General features: G+C 68.4%; 23 protein-coding genes and 1 pseudogene. 8 read left to right on the forward strand and 16 right to left on the reverse strand.

Annotated elements, in window-relative coordinates; genetic code table 11:
• Nucleotides 1-11: 11 nt before the first annotated feature.
• The 4 genes from VPA02S_RS29200 to VPA02S_RS29215 form a co-directional block, all read right to left on the reverse strand.
• Nucleotides 12-710, reverse strand: coding sequence for an ankyrin repeat domain-containing protein (locus VPA02S_RS29200; RefSeq protein ID WP_062366916.1), 699 nt, complete (start codon nt 708-710; stop codon nt 12-14).
• Nucleotides 710-1,213: a GlcG/HbpS family heme-binding protein gene (locus tag VPA02S_RS29205; protein WP_062366918.1), complete on the reverse strand. Its 504-nt coding sequence runs from the start codon at nt 1,211-1,213 to the stop codon at nt 710-712. The genes VPA02S_RS29200 and VPA02S_RS29205 overlap by 1 nt, the downstream gene beginning before the upstream one ends.
• A 137-nt stretch (nt 1,214-1,350) precedes the next feature.
• Nucleotides 1,351-1,992, reverse strand: coding sequence for a response regulator transcription factor (locus tag VPA02S_RS29210; protein ID WP_012747894.1), 642 nt, complete (start codon nt 1,990-1,992; stop codon nt 1,351-1,353).
• On the reverse strand, nt 1,989-3,488 hold the full coding sequence (locus tag VPA02S_RS29215; protein WP_062366920.1) for a sensor histidine kinase: 1,500 nt from the start codon (nt 3,486-3,488) through the stop codon (nt 1,989-1,991). Before VPA02S_RS29215 ends, VPA02S_RS29210 begins: the two co-directional genes overlap by 4 nt.
• 61 nt (nt 3,489-3,549) lie before the next feature.
• Between VPA02S_RS29215 and VPA02S_RS29220 the strand changes: the two genes are divergently transcribed.
• Nucleotides 3,550-4,629 (forward strand): DUF72 domain-containing protein, encoded by a 1,080-nt coding sequence (locus VPA02S_RS29220; protein ID WP_062366922.1) that lies wholly within the window; start codon nt 3,550-3,552, stop codon nt 4,627-4,629.
• Here VPA02S_RS29220 and VPA02S_RS29225 read toward each other — a convergent pair.
• Together VPA02S_RS29225 and thpR are read right to left on the reverse strand one after the other, a co-directional pair.
• Entirely contained in the window at nt 4,626-5,117 is a 492-nt protein-coding gene (locus VPA02S_RS29225) for a RidA family protein (RefSeq protein ID WP_062366924.1), read from the reverse strand. The two genes, VPA02S_RS29220 and VPA02S_RS29225, sit on opposite strands and share 4 nt — an antisense overlap.
• A gap of 106 nt (nt 5,118-5,223) precedes the next feature.
• Entirely contained in the window at nt 5,224-5,844 is a 621-nt protein-coding gene (thpR, locus tag VPA02S_RS29230; protein WP_062366927.1) for an RNA 2',3'-cyclic phosphodiesterase, read from the reverse strand.
• Between the two features lie 98 nt (nt 5,845-5,942).
• On the opposite strand from thpR, the gene VPA02S_RS29235 reads away from it, so the two are divergent.
• Nucleotides 5,943-6,575: a dioxygenase family protein gene (locus VPA02S_RS29235; protein ID WP_439951157.1), complete on the forward strand. Its 633-nt coding sequence runs from the start codon at nt 5,943-5,945 to the stop codon at nt 6,573-6,575.
• A 52-nt stretch (nt 6,576-6,627) separates the two neighbouring features.
• On the opposite strand, the gene VPA02S_RS29240 is transcribed toward VPA02S_RS29235, so the two are convergent.
• From VPA02S_RS29240 to VPA02S_RS31885, 5 genes are all read right to left on the reverse strand, one after another.
• Nucleotides 6,628-7,608 carry a CobW family GTP-binding protein gene (locus VPA02S_RS29240; RefSeq protein WP_062366929.1) on the reverse strand — a complete coding sequence of 327 codons (981 nt, stop codon included), beginning with the start codon at nt 7,606-7,608 and terminating at the stop codon, nt 6,628-6,630.
• 40 nt (nt 7,609-7,648) lie between these two features.
• Nucleotides 7,649-8,554, reverse strand: a complete 906-nt coding sequence (locus VPA02S_RS29245; RefSeq protein ID WP_062366931.1) for a metal ABC transporter substrate-binding protein — start codon at nt 8,552-8,554, stop codon at nt 7,649-7,651.
• An 89-nt stretch (nt 8,555-8,643) separates the two neighbouring features.
• Entirely contained in the window at nt 8,644-9,519 is an 876-nt protein-coding gene (locus VPA02S_RS29250) for a metal ABC transporter permease (protein ID WP_062366933.1), read from the reverse strand.
• The gene (locus VPA02S_RS29255) at nt 9,516-10,259 is read right to left on the reverse strand and encodes a metal ABC transporter ATP-binding protein (RefSeq protein ID WP_062366935.1); all 744 of its coding nucleotides are present in this window, start codon (nt 10,257-10,259) and stop codon (nt 9,516-9,518) included. Before VPA02S_RS29255 ends, VPA02S_RS29250 begins: the two co-directional genes overlap by 4 nt.
• Nucleotides 10,260-10,270: 11 nt before the next feature.
• Complete coding sequence (locus VPA02S_RS31885; RefSeq protein ID WP_155736634.1) at nt 10,271-10,423, reverse strand: hypothetical protein; 153 nt, start codon at nt 10,421-10,423, stop codon at nt 10,271-10,273.
• Nucleotides 10,424-10,544: 121 nt separating this feature from the next.
• On the opposite strand from VPA02S_RS31885, the gene VPA02S_RS29260 reads away from it, so the two are divergent.
• From VPA02S_RS29260 to VPA02S_RS29270, 4 genes and pseudogenes are all read left to right on the forward strand, one after another.
• Nucleotides 10,545-10,979, forward strand: a complete 435-nt coding sequence (locus VPA02S_RS29260) for a cupin domain-containing protein (protein WP_062366937.1) — start codon at nt 10,545-10,547, stop codon at nt 10,977-10,979.
• Nucleotides 10,980-11,110: 131 nt separating this feature from the next.
• Nucleotides 11,111-11,206 (forward strand): annotated as a pseudogene (locus tag VPA02S_RS31890) (DUF736 domain-containing protein); the annotation flags it as partial.
• A gap of 122 nt (nt 11,207-11,328) precedes the next feature.
• Complete coding sequence (locus VPA02S_RS29265) at nt 11,329-11,844, forward strand: MarR family winged helix-turn-helix transcriptional regulator (RefSeq protein ID WP_062366939.1); 516 nt, start codon at nt 11,329-11,331, stop codon at nt 11,842-11,844.
• The gene (locus VPA02S_RS29270) at nt 11,841-12,227 is read left to right on the forward strand and encodes a DUF6616 family protein (RefSeq protein ID WP_244883803.1); all 387 of its coding nucleotides are present in this window, start codon (nt 11,841-11,843) and stop codon (nt 12,225-12,227) included. The genes VPA02S_RS29265 and VPA02S_RS29270 overlap by 4 nt, the downstream gene beginning before the upstream one ends.
• Nucleotides 12,228-12,315: 88 nt before the next feature.
• On the opposite strand, the gene VPA02S_RS29275 is transcribed toward VPA02S_RS29270, so the two are convergent.
• Genes VPA02S_RS29275 through VPA02S_RS29295 form a run of 5 tightly spaced genes read right to left on the reverse strand, consistent with a single transcriptional unit; the run spans nt 12,316 to nt 17,354 of the window.
• On the reverse strand, nt 12,316-13,314 hold the full coding sequence (locus tag VPA02S_RS29275; RefSeq protein ID WP_062366943.1) for a Bug family tripartite tricarboxylate transporter substrate binding protein: 999 nt from the start codon (nt 13,312-13,314) through the stop codon (nt 12,316-12,318).
• Between the two features lie 34 nt (nt 13,315-13,348).
• Nucleotides 13,349-14,212, reverse strand: coding sequence for an isocitrate lyase/PEP mutase family protein (locus VPA02S_RS29280; protein WP_062366945.1), 864 nt, complete (start codon nt 14,210-14,212; stop codon nt 13,349-13,351).
• A 6-nt stretch (nt 14,213-14,218) separates the two neighbouring features.
• Nucleotides 14,219-15,220 carry a tripartite tricarboxylate transporter substrate binding protein gene (locus VPA02S_RS29285; protein ID WP_062366947.1) on the reverse strand — a complete coding sequence of 334 codons (1,002 nt, stop codon included), beginning with the start codon at nt 15,218-15,220 and terminating at the stop codon, nt 14,219-14,221.
• Nucleotides 15,217-16,158: a hydroxymethylglutaryl-CoA lyase gene (locus VPA02S_RS29290; protein ID WP_062366949.1), complete on the reverse strand. Its 942-nt coding sequence runs from the start codon at nt 16,156-16,158 to the stop codon at nt 15,217-15,219. The genes VPA02S_RS29285 and VPA02S_RS29290 overlap by 4 nt, the downstream gene beginning before the upstream one ends.
• Entirely contained in the window at nt 16,155-17,354 is a 1,200-nt protein-coding gene (locus VPA02S_RS29295) for a CaiB/BaiF CoA transferase family protein (RefSeq protein WP_062366950.1), read from the reverse strand. Before VPA02S_RS29295 ends, VPA02S_RS29290 begins: the two co-directional genes overlap by 4 nt.
• Nucleotides 17,355-17,518: 164 nt before the next feature.
• Between VPA02S_RS29295 and prpR the strand changes: the two genes are divergently transcribed.
• Together prpR and VPA02S_RS29305 are read left to right on the forward strand one after the other, a co-directional pair.
• Entirely contained in the window at nt 17,519-19,483 is a 1,965-nt protein-coding gene (prpR, locus tag VPA02S_RS29300) for a propionate catabolism operon regulatory protein PrpR (RefSeq protein WP_155736635.1), read from the forward strand.
• Nucleotides 19,484-19,550: 67 nt separating this feature from the next.
• Entirely contained in the window at nt 19,551-20,099 is a 549-nt protein-coding gene (locus VPA02S_RS29305; protein WP_062366954.1) for a hypothetical protein, read from the forward strand.
• The last annotated feature ends 51 nt before the right edge of the window (nt 20,100-20,150 follow it).

Here is a 20,150-nt window from a genome sequence, read left to right on the forward strand (position 1 = left end):
CCCGAGCCGTCCTATCTTGCGCGCGGCGCTTCCAGCAGCTTCACCAGGGCCGTGTAGCCGCGGGCCCGCGCCAGCTGCAGCGGCGTGTTGCCCTGCCGGTCGGCCAGCGCAAGGTTGGCGCCGGCGTCGACCAGCGCGGCCAGCGTGCGCTGGTGGCGCGGGCCGCCGTCGCCCAGCACGATCGATTCGATCACCGCCGTCCAGTGCAGGTTGTTGACGTGGTCGAGCGGCGCGCCGGCCGCGATCAGCTGGCGCACCACTTCGTCATGGCCCAGGTGCGCCGCGGCAATGAGCGCGGTGCCGTCGTAGCGGCTGGTCACCTGCCCGGCCTTCGCGCCGAGCGACAGCAGCAGCGCGAGCGTCGCGGCATCGTCGGCCACCGCGGCGATGGTGACGGCGTCATAGCGGTCGTCGTCGAGCAGGTCGAGGTTCGCGCCGGCCTTGGCAAGCAGCTTCACCGCCTCGCGCTGCCGTGCATGGGTGGCGACGTGCAAGGGCGTGCGGCCCCGCGGATCGCGCGCATCCAGATTGGCGCCCGAGGCGATCAAGCCCTTCAGCTTGACCAGGTCGCCCTGCCAGGCCGCCCGGTGCAGTCCTTCATAGGCCAGCAGCTCGGCAGCCTGCGGCGGCACCTGGGCCGACACGCCGGCCGATGCGCCCAGTCCAAGCGCAACCGCCAGCAGCCCGGACCCGATGCCGCGCTTCATCATCAGCCCAGCTGGCCCTTGACCTTCTCGATGGCCGCGTTGGCGCACTGGTCGTCCAGGTGGCCGCCCGGCGCACCGCCAACGCCCACGGCGCCGATCACTTCGTTGCCCGACTTCACCGGCACGCCGCCGCCCAGCAGCAGGAAGCCCGGCAGGTACACCAGGTTGGCGGCGCCAGGGTTCTTCTGCGCGCCTTCCATCATGGCCTGCGTCGCGCTCTTGGCCGATGCCGAGGTCCATGCCTTGCGCTCGCTCGAAGCCAGCGTGTGCGGGCCGGCGTTGTCGGCGCGCTGCACGGCGCGCACGGTGCCGGCGCGGTCGACCACGGTGGCGGCCACGTTGTAGCCGTTGACTGCGCAGGCGGCCACGGCTTCGGCTGCGATCTGGTTGGCCAGTGCGAGCGAGATGTTCTTCTCGGTGCGCACCGCAGGTGCAGGCGTCTGGGCCTGGACGGCCGATGCGGCAAGCAGGATGGCGAGAGCGCCGAGGCGAAGGTTGGAACGCATTTTTCGTTTTCTCCAGTGGATGCAGGGTGATGGCACCGGCTGTCTGCCGGCGGCTGCGCCACTGTAGGAAACACCGTCCGCCGAGGCCATTCGTACGGCTACGCCCGGTGCTCCGTAGTTCTACGGAGCGCCCGCTTTCAGTCTTGCCCCGCAACCAGCACCGCGTAGCGCCGGATCAGCTGCGCGAGCGAATCGCAGTCGAGCTTGGCGAACAGGTTGGCGCGGTGCGTCTCGACCGTGCGCGGCGACAGCGCGAGCGTGCGCGCGATCTCCTTGTTGGTGAGGCCTTGCACGATGAAGGCAAGCACCTCGCGCTCGCGCTCCGACAGCTGCGCCACGCGCTCGCGCGCCGCGTTGTCGGCCTGCGAGCGTTCGCGCGAGCGCACATGCTGGCGCACCGCCTGCTGCAGGGCCTCGAGCAGCTGCTCGTCGTCCACCGGTTTCTCCAGGAACTCGGCCGCGCCGGCCTTGAAGGCGCGGCGGCACATCTCGACCGTCCCGTGGCCGGTGAGCATGATCACCGGCTGGTCGACGCCCTGCGCCATGAGCCGGTCGAGCACCGTGAGGCCGCTGATGCCGGGCATGCGCACGTCGAGCACGATGGCGCCGACGCTCGCGCGGTCGAAGCCGTCGATGAAGGCCTGCGGATCGGCCCAGCCCTGCACCCGCAGGCCGACCGTGCCGATCAGGAGCGACAGGCTGTCGCGCACCGCCTGGTCGTCGTCGATGAGATGGATCAGCGGCGATTGCGGCTGGTGGGTGCCAGAGGCGGTGTTCATGCCATGCGCTCCGTGGACGCCGCCACCAGCGGCAGCAGCAGCGTGAAGCGCGCGCCGCGCGGCGCCGCATTGGCTGCGGTGAGGCTGCCGCCCATGCCGCTCGCCAGCGTTTCGCTGAGGCTCAGGCCAAGGCCCAGGCCGCCCTCGCGCGTGCTGAAGAAAGGTTCGAAGAGGCGCGGCATGGCCTCGGGCGCAATGCCGCGTCCGTTGTCGGTCACGGTCAGCACGCCCTCCTGCCCATTGCGGCCGACCGAAACGGAAAGGCGGCGTTCGGACGCGGGCACCAGGTCGAGCGCCTGCAAGGCGTTCATCAGCAGGTTGTGCACGATCTGCTCGAGCGCCACCGTCTCGGCCTGCACGCGCACCGGCGCCTGCGCGGTGGCGTCGAACTGCGCCGCCACGCCGCGCTGCGCGAACTCGGGTGCGAGCAGGTGCATGGCGCTGCGCACCACCTCCTGCAGCACCAGCGGCTTCACGTCGCCGCCGGCTTCAGGGCGTTCGATCACACGGCGCAGCCGGCCGACCACGCCGGCCGCGCGGCGCGCCTGCTCCACGGCCTGGCCCATGGCATTGCGCGCCGTCGCCAGGTCGGGCGGATCCTCGTCGAGCAGCCGGCGCGCGGCCTGCGCATTGGCCAGCACGGCCGTGAGCGGCTGGTTCAGCTCGTGCGCCAGCCCTGCCGAAAGCTCGCCCAGGGCATTGAGCCGCGCCACCTGCCCGAGCCGCAGCAGATCTTCGGCCCGGCGCCGCGCGATGCGCTGGCGCTGCGCGGTCCACAGGCCGGCCAGCAGCAGCGCCGCCGCCACGGCCCAGCCGGCGATGCCGCGCCACGGCAGTTCACCCCAGCCCACATGGCGCTCGGCCATCAGGTCGAAAGGCTGGCTCGGCGAGGCCAGGGCCTTGGTGAGGCCGAAGCGCCAGCCGCCCGCATCCGCTTGCGCGGTCCGCCCCGGCTGCAGCACGAACTGCTGCGCGCCGCGCTGCAGGCTCACGCGCACCGGGCTTTGCTTCGGGTCCATCGGCCAGTCGCGCCACGGCACCGAGCCGGCCAGGTCGATCTCAAGTGCGTAGCTGACGGGCGTCGCGCCCATCACGAGCTGGTAGCGGCCCTGCGCGAGGTCCAGTCCCGCCAGTTCGGCGCGGCGCTCGCTGCGCGAACGCGCTTCTGCAGCGGCCAATGCGCCGGCCTGCTTCTCGTCGGGCCAGGCCTGGTCGCGCTCGCGCCGCTGCACGCGCAGGATCGACGGATAGACCGATGGCAGGCGCTGCTCCGGGCGGTCCGCGCCGTCGCCGGGTTCGAGCAGCGCGAGCGTGGCCAGCACCGCGTCGTACTGCACCACCTGCTGGCTCATGAGCCGGTGCGCGATGCGCGCGTCGGTCTCGAAATCCTGCTGCAGCTGCGCGAGCTCGGCGCGCGCGAGCCACACCGCGCCCACGGCCGTGAGGACCAGCCATGCCAGCCACCAGCCACCCTGCGTGCGCAACCACTGTTTCATGGCGCGGATTGTGCCCGGCGCGGCGCAGCCTCCCGATGTTGGCCGAGAATGCGGCCCCAACATGGCCGATGAAGTGCAGGACTCCCTTTTCCCCGATCTTCCGCGCCCGCCCGAGGCGCCCCCCACCGTGCCGCCGGAGGCCGAGGCCGAACCGCCCGCGAAGAAGAAGCCGCGCGGCGCCACCGTGGCACCGGCGCCCGCCGACCCGGCACTGGTCGAACTGGCCGCGGCGCTCCCTCCCGGCCTGCGGCTCGGCACCTCTTCGTGGAGCTATCCCGGCTGGGCCAACCTCGTCTGGGATGGCGAATACGCCGAGGCGGTGCTGTCGAAGAGCGGCCTCTCCGCCCTCGCCCGGCATCCGCTCTTTCGCACCGTGAGCCTGGACCGCAACTTCTACCGCGCGCTCACCGCCAGCCAGTACGCGCGCTACGCGGCCATGGTGCAGGACGATTTCCGCTTCGTGGTGAAGGCGCCGAGCCTCGTGACCGACGCCACCGTGCGCGACGAAAGCGGCCGCGGCACGCAGGCCAACCCGGTGTTCCTGAACAGCGAGATCGCGATCCAGGAGTTCGTGCAGCCGGCGCTCGAAGGGTTGGGCCACCGCATCGGCGCGCTGGTGTTCCAGCTGAGCCCGATCCCTGCGCAGCTGCTGGCCGACCAGCCAGCGCTGCTCGCGCGCATCGGCGAAATGCTCGAGGCCTTGCCCGGCCTGAAGCCGACCGCGCCCGATGCCGTGATCGCGGTCGAGGTGCGCGACCCGCAACTGCTCTGCCCCGCCTTCGCCGACATGCTGCGCAGCGTGGGCGCCACCTTCTGCATGGGCCTGCACGCCAAGATGCCGCCGATCGAAGACCAGCTGCCGATGCTGCGCGCGCTCTGGCCCGGGCCGCTGGTGTGCCGCTGGAACCTGCACCGCCGCCACGGCCGCTTCGGCTATGAAGATGCGGAAAAGCTCTACGGTCCGTTCGACAGGATCGTCGATCCCGACCCCGAGACCCGCGAGGCCCTGGCCCGCGTGATCGCGGGCACCACCGGCGCGGGCCAGCTGGCCTATGTCACAGTGAGCAACAACGCCGAAGGCTGCGCGCCGCTGACGATCGCCTCGCTTGCGCGGGACATCGCCGGGCTGCCAAAGCGCTAACCTGCGTTGTCCTTGGCCGCCACCGTCATCTCCAGCTCCACGCTCGCATTCTTCGGCAGCGCATAGACGCCGACGGCCGTGCGCACATGCACGCCGGCCTCGCCGAACACGCGGTGCAGCAGCTCGGAGGCCGCATCGGCCACTTCGCTCTGCTGCGTGAATTCGGCCGTGCACTGCACGAAGACGCCAACGCGCAGCACCTTCTCGATGCCGTCGAGCGAGCCCAGTTCGCGGCGCAGCAGCGCGAGGCAGCGCAAGGCGCAGATCTGCGCGGCCTCGCGGGCCTTGCCGAGCGGCACCTGGTCGCCCACGCGGCCTGTGACGACCACCGTGGTGCCCACGCGCGGCACCTGGCCGCTGGTGTAGAGCGTGCGGCCGTCACGCACGACGGGGATGTAGTTGCCGCCGGCGACGAGCTCGCCCTCGAAGCTGTGGCCCAGCTCGGCGGCGATGCGGTCGGCAATCTGGTCTCGGGTCTGCGACGTCATCTTTGTTGGCTTCCGTTCAGTGAAGCCTCATTGTCGCCAGCCGCTCTTCGAAGAACAGATACAGATCGCACAGGCGCGATGCACAACAGACGATGCGTCACACGCCTCAGGCGGCCCGGTCCGAAGGCCACCGCCCCATCACCTCGTGGATGCCTTCGCCGACGTGGCTTTCGATCAGCGAGAACGAGTCGGCCATCCACCGGACCGGCTCGACCAGATGCGGCTCGATCTTGCTCGGCGTGTAGGCCAGCGTCATGTGGGGCGTGAAGCCGCGCTCGGGCTTGAAGCCCGCATCCGCCAGCGCCTCGCCCAGGCGCTGCCTGAATGCCGCAAGCGCCGAGGTGCCGCTGCCGCCGCCGCACAGCACGAAGGCCTTGCTCTGCTCGAAGCGCATGGCCTCGTCGAACACCACCTCGAACGACGGCGGCGCCACGGCAGCAGCGGCCTCCAGGGCGGCTTGCACCTTTTCGCGCGGCACTGCCGGAAAATGCCCGAGGTGATGCAGCGTGACGTGCAGGCGATGCGCCTCGGTCAGCTTGGCTTTGAGCGCGTGCCGGTCCTTCAGGCGCGCCGCCAGCGCGGCAATCGATGCGGCATCTTCAGGGCGCGGAAAGATCGCGAAGAACAGCGAGCGCGGCAGGCGCTCCTTGGGTGGTACGGTGCGGCGCGGGCGGCGCAACGGCGGCGGCGCGGGATCGATGCCTGGGAGCAGCAGTTGTTCGGGCATGGGAGATATCGGATTCACCGGTGCATTCAAACACGGCCGGAGACCGTCGGTTGACCCGCACCCGGAACTCGGCGCATGCTGCACGGCTCTGACCTGCCATGAACGCCCTCTCCGCACCCGGCCTTCCCCGGCGCACCGTCGCCGCGGCGCTCGTTGCCATGCCCGCGCTCTGGCTGGGCGCCCGCGCACAGCCGGCGGCAAGCCGGCTCGCCACCCCTTCGCAGACCGAGGGACCCTTCTACCCCGTGCGCCTGCCGCAGGATTCCGATGGCGATCTGCTGCGCAACGGCACGCTGGACTACCGCAGCGGCCAGCCGGCCTGGGTCGACGGCACGGTGACCGATCTGGGCGGCAGGCCGCTGCGCGGTGCGCAGGTCGAAATCTGGCAGTGCGATCAGAACGGCCACTACCACCACCCCGGCGACGGCGACCGCGCCGACGCCGCCTTCCAGGGCTTCGGCCGCGTCACGGTCGGCGAAGACGGCAGCTACCGCTTTCGCACCATCCGCCCGGTGCCCTACAGCGGCCGCACGCCGCACATCCACGTCAAGGTGAAGCTCGGCACGCGCGAGCTGCTGACCACGCAGCTCTACGTGGCCGGTGACCCGGGCAATGCGCGCGACTACCTCTGGCGCAATCTTCCGCTGGCCGCGAGGGAGGCTGTCACAGTGCCTTTCGAGCGCGGGCCGGACGGCCTGCAGGCGCGCTTTCCGATTGCCGTTGCGGCCTGAGGGCGCTCAACCACGGACGCGCGGGGATTCAGGTCCGGCCTGCAAGGACGGCTTACGGCGCCGGCGCCAGGCATTGTTCGAGTCCCTGCACCAGCACATCCCTGGGCAGCTGCTTGCCGATGAAGACGATGCGGCTGTGGCGCGGCTCGCCCTCTTTCCAGTTGGAGCCGGCTTCGGTGCCCATCAGCATGTGAACGCCCTGCAGCACCACGCGGGTGTCCAGTCCGGCCACTGCGATCACGCCCTTGTAGCGCATCAGGTGGGTGCCGTAGATCCGCAGGATGGCGCCGAAAAAGTCCTCCAGCCGCGCCGCATCGAAGGGCCGTTCGGCGCGAAACACGAAGCTCGATACATCGTCATCGTGCTCGTGATCGACATCGGTCAGGAAGTCGGGCTCGATCTCCAGGATGGCGTTGAGGTTGAACCCGCGGATGTCGAGCAGCTGGTCGATCGGCGTCTGGCCGAAATGCGCCGCGGTGATCGGCGCGCGCGCATTCATGCGCAGCAGGCGCTGCTCGAGCGCCCTCACCTCGTCGACCGACACCAGGTCGGTCTTCGAAAGCAGGATGCGGTCCGCAAAGCCCACCTGCTCCTGGGCTTCATGGTGCTCGTCGAGCTGCGCCATCGCGTGCTTGGCGTCGACCAGCGTCACGATCGCATCGAGCAGGTAGGTCTGGCTGATCTCTTCATCGACGAAGAAGGTCTGTGCCACGGGCGCGGGGTCGGCCAGCCCGGTGGTTTCGATGATCACGCGCTCGAAGCTCGCGCTGCCGTTCTTGCGGCGCGCCGCGAGCTCGCCCAGGATGCGCACCAGATCGCCGCGCACGGTGCAGCAGATGCAGCCGTTGTTCATCTCGATGATCTGCTCGCCCTCTTCCTGTACCAGCAGTTCGTTGTCGATGCCGGCTTCGCCAAACTCGTTTTCGATCACGGCAATCTTGTGGCCGTGCTGCTCCTTCAGGATACGGTTCAGCAGCGTGGTCTTGCCGCTGCCGAGGAAGCCGGTGAGGATGGTGACGGGAATGAGGCTCATGGATGACTCTGGGTGATGGTTGATCGGGCGCCCGGCAGGCTCAGCGCTTGGCCGAGAGCGCCGAGGCAATGGTTGTGGCGTTGTGCGCGAACAGCTTCAGGTAGGTGTCCGCTTCGGTTCCCGGTGCCGACAGTGCGTCGGAATAAAGCCGGCCGCCGACGACGACCCCGCCCTCGCGTGCAATGCGCTGCACCAGGCGCGGATCGGAAATGTTCTCGACGAACACCGCGCGCACGTCCTCGCGCCGGATCTGGCCGATCAGGCGCGCGACCGAGGCGGCGGAGGCCTCGCTGTCGGTGTTCATGCCCTGCGGCGCAAGGAACTCGATGCCGTAGGCCGCGCCGAAATAGCCGAACGCATCGTGCGAACTGATCACGCGGCGATGCTCGCGCGGCATCGCGTCGAAACGTGCGCGAATCTCGCGGTCGAGCGCCTGGAGCCGCTCGATGTAGCTCGCGCAGCGCCGGCCGATCTCGGCCGCGAATGCCGGCCGTGCCCGCGCCATCGCATCGCGCAGGTTCGCGGCATAGCGCTGCGCGTTCGCAAGGTCCTGCCATGCATGCGGATCGGGCGCACGGCCCATGCGGCGCACCGGCACGCCATCGCTGGCCACGGCGACGGGACCGCGGTAGCCGGATGAGCGCACCAGCCGGTCCATCCAGCCTTCGAACGCCAGTCCGTTGACGACGACCAGTTCTGCATTGGCAAGGCGCCGCGCATCGGCCGGGCTCGGCTGGAAGACGTGCGCGTCGGAGTCCGGACCGACCAGGGCCGCAACCTCGACGGCGCTGCCGCCGATCTCGCGCGCCATGTCGGCAAGGATCGAGAAGCTCGCGACGACGCGCAGCGGCCGTGGTGCGGTGGATTGCGCAAGCACTGGCAGCGGCAGCGCAACGAGCGACGCGGCGAAGAACCGGCGGCGCGCGGGATTCGATGGAAAGTTCATGTCAGGTCTCCCGCTGGGCCGCCCCAAGGGAGGCCTGCGCCCCCTCGGGGGGCAGCGAATACACGAAGTGATGAGCGTGGGGGTTCATGTCAGGCATTTCGATGAGAACGTGGGCGCAGGAGCCGGGCGAGCAGTCCGCCGTGCGGTCCGAACACGAGCGACAGCAGGTAGGCCGCGCCCGCCACCAGCACGATCGCGGGGCCCGAGGGCCACTGCGCATGGAAGGACAGCAGCAGCCCGGCAAAGCCGGACAGCAGCGCCATGCCGGCTGCAACCAGCGCAAGGCTCCAGACTTCGGCGGCCCAGAAGCGCGCCGCGGTGGCCGGCAGCATCATCAAGCCGACCGCCATCAGCGTGCCCAGCGCCTGGAAGCCCGCCACCAGGTTGGCAACCGTAAGAACCAGAAAGACGCCATGCACCAGCGAACCGGGCCCGCCCACATTGCGCAGGAAGCCCGGGTCGAGGCATTCCACGAGCAGCGGCCGGTAGATCACGGACAGCACAACGAGGGTCAGGCTAGCGACGCCGGCCATCAGCAGCAGCGCCGCGTCGTCCACCGCAAGGATGGTGCCGAAAAGCATGTGCATCAGGTCGACGCTGCTGCCGTGGGTCGACACCAGCAGCACGCCCAGCGCGAGCGCGATCAGGTAGAAGGCCGCAAAGCTCGCGTCCTCCCGCTGCGAGGTCACGCGCGTGACGAAACCCGCCGCCAGCGCCACCGCGAGCGCCGCGAAGAATCCGCCCGCGCTCATCGCCGCCAGCGAGAAGCCGGCAAACAGAAAGCCGAGCGCCGCGCCCGGCAGCAGCGCGTGCCCCATCGCATCGCCCATCAGGCTCATGCGCCGCAACACCAGCAAGGTGCCGATCGGCGCGCTGCCCAGGCCGAGCGCCAGCGTGGCCACCAGCGCGCGGCGCATGAAGCCGTATTCCACGAAGGGCTGCACCAGCAAGGCACCTGCGGTCATGCAGCTTCCTTGCAGACAGGCGCATCCTCGTCCCACGCCTCGGCCATCTGGCGCGCGCGGAACAGGTTCTCGGCATGCAGCACTTCGGCCGTCGGCCCCCAAGCCACGCATCGCCTTGCCATGAGCAGGGTGCGGTCGAAATGAAGGCGCACCTGCTCGAGGTCGTGCAGCACGGCAATCACGGTGCGCGCCTCCGCATGCCAGCGCGCGACCACGGCCAGCAGGTCGGCAGTGGTGCGCGCATCGATCGCGTTGAAAGGTTCGTCCAGCAGGATCACCGGTGCGTCCTGCAGCAGCATGCGCGCAAAGAGCACGCGCTGGAACTGCCCCGCCGACAATTCGGCGATGCCGCGGCGCTGGAAGCCGCCAAGGCCGACGGCCTCGAGCGCCGCTCCCACGGCATCGCGCTGCCGCGCGGCGATGCCCTTGAAGCTGCCGAGCCGTCCCCAGTGCCCGAGCGCCACCAGGTCGAGCACCCGGATCGGAAAGCTCCGGTCGATCTCGGCCTGCTGCGGCAGCCACGCGATGCGGTCGCGCGAGTCGCCATCGAAGGAGACCCCTCCCTCGGCCGGCCGGATGCGTCCCATGATTGCGGCGAGCAGGCTGGTCTTGCCCGCACCGTTCGGCCCGACGATGGCGGTGAGCGAGCCCGGCGCGAACTCCCCCGACAGGTGATGCACGGCCGGGTGGCCGCGATAGGCCACCGTGAGATTGTTCAGCCGGATGGCGGGAGGAGGCATCGGCGCCCCGCTCATTTCAGCGCCCAGCCAACAGCCAGCCACAGCACCGCGGCAAGCATCAGCGCGCCCGGCACACGCACCCATGCGCTGGCCATCAGCAGGCTCGGCGGGCTTTCCGGCCAGGCATGGGGTGATGCTTCAGGTTGGCGGGTTGGGTGTTCCATGCCCTGACTATATATTGCAATTGCGAATGCATTAGCAATAACTACTTTGATCCTCTCGCAATCTTGATGTCAAAGATGGTTTCGCCTTAGACTGGATCGAAGCCTTGAATGGAGTTGAGTGATGCCTGAAACAAAAACGTGGCGAGACGGTGTAACGGTCGTGCGGGGACGGAAACTGGACCTGGTCTTGCGTGACCCATCGGGAACTGGACGTGCAACAGCGCTCGATTTCGCCGGAACCGGGGGGCAAAAGACCTGGATTGGCACAGTGACTGTCCAACCCAGTGCGAAGACGGGGCTGCACCATCACGGTCGCCATGAGGTCGCCATCTATGTGCTCAAAGGCCGCAGTGAAATACGGTGGGGCGACAGGCTCGAATTTGCGGCTGAGGTGTCTGATGGTGACTTTGTCTACTTCGCCCCCTATGTGCCACACCAGGAGTTGAACCTCAGCGACCGCGAGGCCGTTGATTTCTTGGTTGTGCGCAGCGATAACGAAAGAATCGCCATCAAAATCGACGGCGTGCCCGTCGATCGGCCGGAGATGGTGTTTTAGCGGTTCGAGAGGATCAAGAACCCGGCATCGGATCATCGCTATGCGCGCTTTTGTGGGGATGACTTTTCCGCCGCGTCCTCTTGGGTCACTGACACAGTGACCACGGCTTAGTGGACGCTGTTGGTGACTCGGACGATCGTTTGTTCCCCGTCACGATCTACGCCCGCTTGATCGAAGGCGAGGATGACACGCATCGTCTGATCTGGTTACGCAGCACTACTGACTGATCTTCGTCCTCGTCGCCCTGCCCCGAGTCGAGAGATGTGAGCATATTCGCAATAACATCTTCCAATCTCTCGCCTTCTTGCGATGTCGACGATATGATTAGCCACCATACAATATGGTGACTATGAAAAAGCTAGAACAGAAATACCTTGCCCTTCTGGGCGAAGCCGAGCGGCGCCAGTTGCCCGATCTGGACAGCATCCGGCTTTGCTTTCAGGTGCTGTCGCTCGCCTCGTCCATCGACCGCGACTGCGCCGCGCTGCTGGCCCCGTTCGGCCTGTCCGAAGGCCGCTTCGTGCTGTTGTTCGTGCTCGATGCGGCCGACGACGGACTGGCTCCCAATGCACTGGCCGAGCGGGCAGGCGTCACGCGCGCGACGGTCACCGGCCTGCTCGATGGGCTGGAGCGCGAGTCGCTGATCGAGCGGCATGCCGATGCCAACGATCGGCGCTCCTTGACCATTCGACTCACGCGCAAGGGCAAGCAGATGGCCAGGAAGGCGTTCGATCAACATGGCCGCTGGATTGCCAGCCTGTTCCTCCATCTGTCCGCGCAGGAGCGAAAGACGCTCGGCGGCCTGCTGCAGAAAGTAGCGGCAGGCATGGCCGACCGCAGTGATGCGGCGGGAGGCCCGCCATGACCAACAACGCCGCGCATCACACAACCTCGAGCAAAGGAGCTTCCATGTCCCACTACCTCGTTGAACTCTATTCGCCCAAGCCCGGCTGGCTGGCGTTGCCGGCGGTGCAGCGCAGCCAGTTCCTGGACGGAATCAAGGCAGGCATGGGCGGCCTGGGCGAACTCGGCGTCGAAATCCTGATGCTGGGCCAGACCGAACCGGGCATCGACCAGGCCAGCGGCCATCGCTTCCTCGGCATCTGGCGCCTTCCCGATGCCAGGGCCCGCGATGCCCTGCTCGCAGGCATCAAGGCATCAGGTTGGTACGACCATTTCGAGCATGTGAATGCCGCTGGTGCCGGGAGCGACTTTTCAAGCCATCTTGCCGAGTTGGCGAATGCTTGACGCCTGCCCTACCGGCGGCGACAAGAGCTCGCGAGGCAATAGCCGATCTCCGTTGGCTTGATCGCCAGGGCGCCGCCGATGCCCCGCCTCAATCAATCTTGATCCCGGCCGCCTTCACTACATCCGCGTACTTCTTCAAATCCGCCTGGATCTGTTGCCCGAACTCCGCCGACGTATTGCCTACCGAGGTGATGCCGAGCTTGGCGAGGCGCTCCTTGACGGCGGGCTCGTTCACCACGGCATGCAACTCGCGCTGAATGCGGTCGATGATGGGCGTGGGGGTCTTGGTGGGCGCGAGGATGCCGATCCAGGAACTCGCTTCGAAGCCCGACACGGTTTCGCCCACGGTGGGCACGTCGGGGAGCGATGGCAGTCGCTGCGCGCTCGAAATCGCGATGGCGTGCACCTGCCCTCTCTCGATGAAGGGCAGCGCGCCGGCCACGGCGGTGTAGAGCATCGGCAGCTGGCCGCCGACCACGTCGGTCATGGCCTGGCCGCCGCCCTTGTAGGGCACATGGACGAAGTTGGCGCCGGTCTTCACCTTGAGCATTTCAGCGGCGACGTGGGGCGTGCCACCCGTGCCAGAACTGCCGTAGGACAAGCCGCCCGGGTTGCTCTTCGAATACGCGATCAGCTCGGGCAAGGTCTTCGCGGGCACCGAAGGGTGCGTGACGATGACGAGCACCGCATCGCCGATCTTGCTGACCGGCACGAAGTCTTTCACTGTGTCGAACGGGACCTTCGCGAACACGTGCGGGTTGATGACCAGCGTGCCGTCGAAGCCCAGCACCAGCGTGTAGCCGTCGGGCGGCGCGGCCGCGACCATCTGCGTGCCGATGTTGCCGGACGCGCCGGGCCGGTTGTCGACCACCACCTGCTGGCCCAGCCGGGCCCCGAGGCGCTCGGCCACGACGCGCGCGCCGGTGTCGGTCACGCCGCCGGGTGTGAAAGGCACGACGAGGCGAATCGGCTTGTTCGGGTAGTCCTGCTGAGCGTGCGCCGGCATTGCTGCGATGGCGAGCGCACTGGTAGTGGCTATTGCCAGCGCCAGCAAGCGGCGGCGCGAAGCGTTGTAGGTGTTCGTCATGGGTTTTGTCTCCGTTCTTTTGTTGATTGAATCTTCAGCGCGCCCAGCGCTTGTCGAAATCCCACACTTCTTGAAAGCCGATGAGACCGCAGAACTCGTTGAAGTCGAACAGCGGCACCTCGGGCGCCTGGCTCAGGCCGCTGTCCTTGAGGTGGCTCAGCGCGCGCTCCATCGCGGCTGCGGCCGACAGGCTGGTGAGCGAGGGGTAGATGGCCAGCGCAAAGCCGATCTCCTCCAACACCTTCGCGGGCAGGATCGGCGTCGTGCCGCCATCGGCCATGTTGGCCAGCATCGGCGTGTCGAATGCGGCGCAGGCCCTGCGCATCTCTTCTTCGGACTGCGGCGCCTCGAAGAACAGGATGTCGGCACCGGCCTCGGCATACGCCTCCAGGCGGCGCATCGCCTCGTCGACGCCTAGCGATGCGCGCGCATCGGTGCGGGCGATGATGAGGAAGTTGTCCTTGTCCTCGCGCGCCTCGGCGGCCACCTTGATCTTCTCGACCATGTCCTGCATGGGCACGCAGCGCTTGTTGGGCGTGTGGCCGCACTTCTTTGGAAACTCCTGGTCCTCGAGCTGGATGGCCGTGACGCCGGCCGCCTCGTAGCCGCGCACCGTGTGGTGCACGTTCAGCAGCCCGCCGTAGCCGGTGTCGGCATCGGCGATGACTGCGCCCTTGCTCGTGCGCACCAGCGTCGCCATGCGGTCGAGCATCTGCGTGTAGGTGGCGATGCCCGCGTCGGGCAGGCCCAGGCTGGAGGCGGTGAGCCAGTAGCCCGTGCCGTAGACGATGTCGAAGCCGACCTTGTTCGCCACCGTGGCGGCAATCATGTCGTGCAGGCCGGGCGCGACGATGAATTCGCCGCGGTCGAGCTTCTGCCGGAGGATGGGGTTCGCCATGCCCGCTTACTCCGCCGTGATGCCGCCGCGCTGCGCGACGAGCGACCACTTCTTCGTCTCGCTCGCCAGGAAGGTGCGGAACTCGGCCGGTGGCGTGAGCGTGATGTCGGCGCCCTGGTCATGCATCTGCTTTTGCACCGCGGGGTCGGCCGCGACCTTCTTCAGGTCCTGGTTGATCTGCGCAACGATCGGGGCCGGCAGGCCGGCCGGGCCGAACAGGCCATACCAGCTCAGCGACTCGACACCGTTCAAACCCGCTTCCTTGAAGGTCATCGCATCGGGGAACAGCGGCATGCGGCGATCGGCCGCAACGCCCACCACGCGCAGCGCGCCCGAGCGCACGTGCGGCAGAGCAGTCAGCACGCTGGTCACGCCCATCGGCAGGTGGCCGCCGATGATGTCGACCATGATCGGCGCACCGCCCTTGTAGGGCACGCCGGTCAGCTTGAGATGGCCGACCTGGCGGATCAGTTCGCCGGTCAGGCGCGTCTGCCCTTCCGAGTAGCCGCAGCCCAGCTCTTCCTTGCGCGCCGCGGCCAGCAGGTCGGCCAGCGTCTTGTAGGGGCCGTTGGCCTGCACCACCAGCACCGAAGGCGAGTTCGCGATGTTGGTGATGGGCGTGAAGGCCTTGTCGGTGTCGTAGGGCAGCGACTTCATCAGCACCGGGTTGACCGCGTGCGAGCCCACCACCAGCAGCAGCGTGTGGCCATCGGGCGCCGAGCGTGCCACGGTGCTGGAGCCGATCACGCCGTTGGCGCCGGTGCGGTTGTCCACCACCACCGACTGGCCCCACAGCTCCGACAGGCGCTGCGCCATCAGGCGGCCCACGATGTCGGTGCCGCCGCCGGCGGAATACGGCACCACGAGCGTGACGGCCTTGCTCGGGTACTTGGCGCCCTGCGCGAAGGCGGTGCCGCCCGTGCCGACGGCGGCGAATGAGGCGAATGACGCGAGGCCGGCGAGCATCTGGCGGCGGTTGGGATGAGGAAGGTTGAAGGTCGGGTTCATGCAAGTCTCCTGGTGTTGTCTTGTGTGTCCTTGTCGCGCTGGCGGCGCAGCCAGGCGATGGCGCGGCCGCCAAGCGGCCGTTGCAGTTCGTCTTGCGCGAAGTCCACCGCCGCGAGCAGGCCGGCGAGCGAGATGCCGGTGGCAAAGCCGCTGCGCTCGGCCATGAGCACAAGGTCTTCCGTCGCCAGGTTGCCTGCAGCGCCGGGCGCGAACGGGCAGCCGCCGATGCCGCCGACGCTCGCATCGAAGCGGCGCACGCCGGCCTCGAGCGCCGCCCATGCATTGGCCACGCCCATGCCGCGCGTGTCGTGCAGGTGCACCGCGAGGCGCTCGATCGGCACCACGCCGCGCAGCGCCGAAATGCGCTCCTTCACCTGGCCCGGCGAGGCCGAGCCGATGGTGTCGGCGATGACGATCTCGTCGGCCGCGGCGGCGTGCATGCGGGCCGACAGGCGCAGCACCTCGTCGAGTGGCGTCTCGCCCTCGAAGGGGCAGTCGAAGGCCACGGCCACGTAGGCGCGCGTGCGCATGCCCAGCGCGCGCGCGGCGGCGATCGTCTGCTCGCTCACTTCGGTCGCCTGGTCCAGGCCCATGTTGATGTTCTTGCGGTTCATGGTCTCGGTGGCCGAAAGCACGACGGCGATCTCCTTCGCGCCGGCCGCGTGCGCGCGCTCCAGCCCCTTGAGGTTGGGCACCAGCACCGAGGTGCGCAGCGCCGCAAAGCGCGCCTGCACCTGCGGCACGAGTTCGCCGGCGTCGGCCATCTGCGGCACGGCCTTCGGCGAGACAAAACTGGCCGCCTCGATGCTGCGCAGGCCGGCCTCGGCCAGCAGTTCGATCAGGCGCAGCTTGCCCTCGGTGCCGACGCGGATCGCCTGGTTCTGCAAACCGTCGCGCGGCGCGACGTCGGTGATGTGGATCGCTTCCCTCGCGCTCATGCAATCGCCCCTTCGGCGCGCAGTGCTTCGAGCTTGTCGGGTGCGTAGCCGACAAGCTCGCCGAGCACCTGGCGCGTGTTTTCGCCGAGCGCCGGCGGACAGGTGAACGCCCTGCCCTTGTCGGCTGCCGACAGCTTGATCGGGTTGCCCGGCATGCGCACGCGTTCGCCGGTCTTCAGCGGCACCTCGACCACCATGTCGCGCGCCAGCACCTGTGCATCGCTCAGCGCCTGCTCGAAGTTGTTGACCGGGCCGCACGGAATGCGCGCCTCGCGCAGACGCTCGAGCCAATGGGCGGTCGGTTGCTTGCGCATCGCTTCGCCGACCACCGCATCGATCTCGGCCTTGGCCGCGAAGCGCACCGGCTGCTGGCGGTATTCGGGCTTGCGCAGCGCCGGCAGGTCGATGAACTCGACGAAGCGATCGAAGAACGGGTCGCCGATGCACGCAATGATCACGTGGCCATCGGCTGTCGGGTAGCTGTTGTACGGCACATGCACGAAATGCCCGTTGCCGATGCCTTCGGGCACGTGGCCCGACAGCAGATGCATCGTCGCCATGTAGTTGAGCAGCGAGATCTGCGCGTCGAGCATCGAAATGTCGACGTGCTGGCCCACGCCGGTCCGGTCGCGCTCCACCAGCGCGGCCAGTACGCCCATCGCGCCGAACATGCCGCCGCCGAGGTCGCCAATGGGGATGCCGCTGCGCGTCGGGCCCGTCTCGGGCGTGCCGGTGATCGACATGCCGCCGCCCATCGCCTGCACCACCTGGTCGAAGGCCGGGCGCTGCGTCTGCGGGCCGGTCTGGCCGAAGCCGGTGACCGAGCAGGTGACGATGCGCGGGTTCACCTTGGCAAGCGAGGCGTAGTCGATGCCGAGCCGCCCGGTCACGCCGACGCTGAAGTTGTCGAACACCACGTCGGCCTTGCGCACGAGATCGAGAAACACCGCCTTGCCGGCCGGCGTCTTGAGGTCGACGCACACGCTCTCCTTGTTGCGGTTGAGCGTGAGGTAGTACGCCCCCATGCCGTCGCGCGAGTAGTGCGGGTCGTTCTCCAGCAGCCGGCGGGTGCCTTCGCCGCTGCCGGGCGGCTCGACCTTGATGGTGCGTGCGCCGAGGTCGGCCAGCAGCATGGTGCCGTAGGGGCCGGACAGCATGTGTGTCAGGTCCAGCACGGTGATGTGTTCGAGTGCCACGTTCAATGTCTCCGAAAGGTTGGCGAATGCCCAGCTATCGCAGGGGCCGTGCCAGCGCTCGAAACGCGTGCAAGTGATTGATTTGAAAGGGATTGTCGTTCTTCCGATCACCTCCTTGCGTTGCAATGCGACGCCCGTGAAACATTGATATGTTTCAATGCGACATGCCCGGCGATCGCCCCTCCTCCCCCTTCTTCCCGGCTCCCGTACGCAGCGGCGAGCTGCCACGCCTGTGCTTCCTGAGCTACCGGCAGATCCGCGGATTCGCGATGCCGGTGGTGGCGGAATACACCGGCCGCGCCGAGATCGAGGTGGTCGACGGCACCTTCGGCGACGCACTCGCCATCGCGCGCGACCGGCTGGAGCGCGGCCTCGTCGACGCCTTCGTGAGCGCGGGCTCGAACGCGAGCATCCTGCGTGCCGGCCTGCAGGCGCCTGTCGCCACCATCCAGCTGAGCGGCTTCGACCTGCTGCAGGCGCTCATCAAGGCGCGGCGCATGTCCAGCCGCGTCGGCGTCGTCATGTACGGCCAGACCATCCCCGAACTCGACGAAGTGAAGGACCTGCTCAACATCGAGGTGGTGCAGCACGCCTACCAGACGCCCGACGACGCGCGCCAGCGCTTCGAGCAGCTGCGGCGCGAGGGCTTCGAGGTGATCGTCGGCTCCAGCCTGGTCGTCGAGCTCGCGGAGCAGGCCGGCCTGCACGGGCTGCTCGCCTATTCGCTGGGCAGCGTGCGCAAGGGCTTCGAAGACGCGCTCGAACTCGCACGCGTCGCGCGACTCGAAGCCGGCCGCTACGAGCAGCTCAACGGCGTGCTGCACAACCTGCAGGAGGCCGTGCTGGCGGTGAACCGCGACAACCGCGTGATCGCGGTCAACCCGCCGATGCAGCAGCTGCTCGGCCCGCCGCACGCGCGGCTCATCGGCCAGTCGCTGGAGGCGATCGAACCCGAGCTGTCGCTGCAGCCCACGCTTGACAGCGGGCAGGTCGAGCGCGCCGTGGTGCAGCGCTTTGCGCAGCGCGACTGGGTGGTCAACCGCACGCCGATCCGCGAGCACGGCGAGATCGTCGGTGCCGCCCTCACGCTCTACGACGCGCGCACCATCCAGGAAGCCGACACCAGCCTGCGCATCCAGCAGGGCCGGCGCCAGAGCGCGGCGCGCCACCGCTTCGCCAACCTCATCGGCCAGAGCCCGGCCTTCGTGCGCGCGGTGCAGACCGCACGGCGTTTTGCGCGTACCGACCTCACGGTGCTGATCGCCGGCGAGAGCGGCGTCGGCAAGGAGCTGTTTGCGCAGTCCATCCACAACGAGAGCGTGCGCGCGGGGCGGCCCTTCGTCGCCGTCAACTGCGCCGCGTTTCCGGAAGCCCTGCTGGAAAGCGAGCTGTTCGGCTACGAGGAAGGCGCCTTCACCGGCTCACGCCGCGGCGGCAAGCGCGGCCTGTTCGAGGCGGCGCACACGGGCACCCTCTTTCTCGACGAGATCGGCGACATGCCGCTGCAGCTGCAGACGCGACTGCTGCGCGTGCTGCAGGAGCGCGAGATCACGCGGCTCGGCGCCACGGCCGCCATCCCGGTCGATGTGCGCGTGATCGCCGCCACGCACCAGCCGCTGAACGACATGATTGCCGAGCGCCGTTTCCGGCAAGACCTGTTCTACCGCCTCAACACGCTGCGCCTGCCGCTGCCGCCCTTGCGCGAGCGCCGCGAAGACATCGCGCCGCTGGCCGAAGCGCAGGTCGGGCGCTGCCTGCAGCGCCTGGGCACGCGCCTGGACCCGGCGCGCGCGCTGGCGCCGCTGCTGCCACGTCTGCGCGCCTACGACTGGCCCGGCAACATCCGCGAGCTGGAAAACCTCGGCGAGCGCATCGCTGTGTTCCTCATGCAGTTCGACCGCCTCGAAAACGTCCGCTACGACGAACTGCGGCACGATCTGCCGGAGCTTTTCGCCGATGCCACCGCAAGCGAGGTGGCCGGCGACACTGGGCTGAGCGCTGCACGCGTGGCCGCGGCGCTGCAGGCGCAAGGCGGCAACCGCCAGGCCGCGGCCCGGCAACTCGGCGTGAGCCGCTCGACGCTTTGGCGTTGGATGCGCGAACGCGGCGCCGGTGCACCGGGCAGCTGATGCAGCGTTCGCCCCTGGACCGAACCCACGCACCTGATCTATCCTGCCCCAGTTCCGCCGATTCAAGATGATTTCGCCCTTTCCCATCAGCTCGACCCTTCAAACCGCGATCGACGAGATCGTCGACGCCGCCGCAAAGGCCGATCGCTTCGATCGCGTCGCCGCGGTGCTGCGCGACATCACCGCCCGCTTCCATTCGCTCGGCGAGCTGGTCCACGAGGCAAGCGACGATGAAGTCCTGCTGTGCGCGAACGACACGCTGACGATCTATCACATCACCCTCACGCCGGGCCTGCAGTACCCGCCTCACAACCACTTGATGGATGCCCTCATCGGCATCTACCGGGGCAGAGAGACAAACTTGATCTACCCGCTGTCCGACGGCCGGCTGCAGGTGCCGGAGCGGCGCGAAGCCATCGCACCCGAGGTGGTTCACCTGCCTCCCGATACCGTGCATGCGGTGGCGAACCCGGGCACGGCGCGTTCGGGCGCATTGCATGTGTACCTCGGCAATCTGCTGCACACGAAGAGGCAGATGTGGCGCTTCGCGGGGGATCGGCCCGGCGTGTTCGACAACGACCGGTATCTGGCCGAGGCGCGCGCCATCGGGCCCTGATGGCCCTGCCGGGACTCATCAGCAGGTCCCCAACGTCCGCAGGGTCAAGGG

The organism is Variovorax paradoxus NBRC 15149 (assembly GCF_001591365.1).
GTDB classification, from domain to species: Bacteria; Pseudomonadota; Gammaproteobacteria; order Burkholderiales; family Burkholderiaceae_C; genus Variovorax; species Variovorax paradoxus.

Bases quoted from the DNA above. Each gene is read 5' to 3' on its own strand.
- VPA02S_RS29285 (WP_062366947.1), bottom strand. From the start codon at position 15,220: ATGAACCCGACCTTCAACCTTCCTCATCCCAACCGCCGCCAGATGCTC.
- VPA02S_RS29270 (WP_244883803.1), top strand. From the start codon at position 11,841: ATGACCAACAACGCCGCGCATCACACAACCTCGAGCAAAGGAGCTTCC.
- VPA02S_RS29260 (WP_062366937.1), top strand. From the start codon at position 10,545: ATGCCTGAAACAAAAACGTGGCGAGACGGTGTAACGGTCGTGCGGGGA.
- VPA02S_RS29225 (WP_062366924.1), bottom strand. From the start codon at position 5,117: ATGACGTCGCAGACCCGAGACCAGATTGCCGACCGCATCGCCGCCGAG.
- VPA02S_RS29255 (WP_062366935.1), bottom strand. From the start codon at position 10,259: ATGCCTCCTCCCGCCATCCGGCTGAACAATCTCACGGTGGCCTATCGC.
- VPA02S_RS29205 (WP_062366918.1), bottom strand. From the start codon at position 1,213: ATGCGTTCCAACCTTCGCCTCGGCGCTCTCGCCATCCTGCTTGCCGCA.
- VPA02S_RS29245 (WP_062366931.1), bottom strand. From the start codon at position 8,554: ATGAACTTTCCATCGAATCCCGCGCGCCGCCGGTTCTTCGCCGCGTCG.
- VPA02S_RS29250 (WP_062366933.1), bottom strand. From the start codon at position 9,519: ATGACCGCAGGTGCCTTGCTGGTGCAGCCCTTCGTGGAATACGGCTTC.
- VPA02S_RS29215 (WP_062366920.1), bottom strand. From the start codon at position 3,488: ATGAAACAGTGGTTGCGCACGCAGGGTGGCTGGTGGCTGGCATGGCTG.
- VPA02S_RS29280 (WP_062366945.1), bottom strand. From the start codon at position 14,212: ATGGCGAACCCCATCCTCCGGCAGAAGCTCGACCGCGGCGAATTCATC.
- VPA02S_RS29200 (WP_062366916.1), bottom strand. From the start codon at position 710: ATGATGAAGCGCGGCATCGGGTCCGGGCTGCTGGCGGTTGCGCTTGGA.
- VPA02S_RS29305 (WP_062366954.1), top strand. From the start codon at position 19,551: ATGATTTCGCCCTTTCCCATCAGCTCGACCCTTCAAACCGCGATCGAC.
- VPA02S_RS29220 (WP_062366922.1), top strand. From the start codon at position 3,550: ATGGCCGATGAAGTGCAGGACTCCCTTTTCCCCGATCTTCCGCGCCCG.
- VPA02S_RS31885 (WP_155736634.1), bottom strand. From the start codon at position 10,423: ATGGAACACCCAACCCGCCAACCTGAAGCATCACCCCATGCCTGGCCG.
- thpR (WP_062366927.1), bottom strand. From the start codon at position 5,844: ATGCCCGAACAACTGCTGCTCCCAGGCATCGATCCCGCGCCGCCGCCG.
- VPA02S_RS29265 (WP_062366939.1), top strand. From the start codon at position 11,329: ATGAAAAAGCTAGAACAGAAATACCTTGCCCTTCTGGGCGAAGCCGAG.
- prpR (WP_155736635.1), top strand. From the start codon at position 17,519: ATGCCCGGCGATCGCCCCTCCTCCCCCTTCTTCCCGGCTCCCGTACGC.
- VPA02S_RS29210 (WP_012747894.1), bottom strand. From the start codon at position 1,992: ATGAACACCGCCTCTGGCACCCACCAGCCGCAATCGCCGCTGATCCAT.
- VPA02S_RS29235 (WP_439951157.1), top strand. From the start codon at position 5,943: ATGAACGCCCTCTCCGCACCCGGCCTTCCCCGGCGCACCGTCGCCGCG.
- VPA02S_RS29290 (WP_062366949.1), bottom strand. From the start codon at position 16,158: ATGAGCGCGAGGGAAGCGATCCACATCACCGACGTCGCGCCGCGCGAC.
- VPA02S_RS29240 (WP_062366929.1), bottom strand. From the start codon at position 7,608: ATGAGCCTCATTCCCGTCACCATCCTCACCGGCTTCCTCGGCAGCGGC.
- VPA02S_RS29275 (WP_062366943.1), bottom strand. From the start codon at position 13,314: ATGACGAACACCTACAACGCTTCGCGCCGCCGCTTGCTGGCGCTGGCA.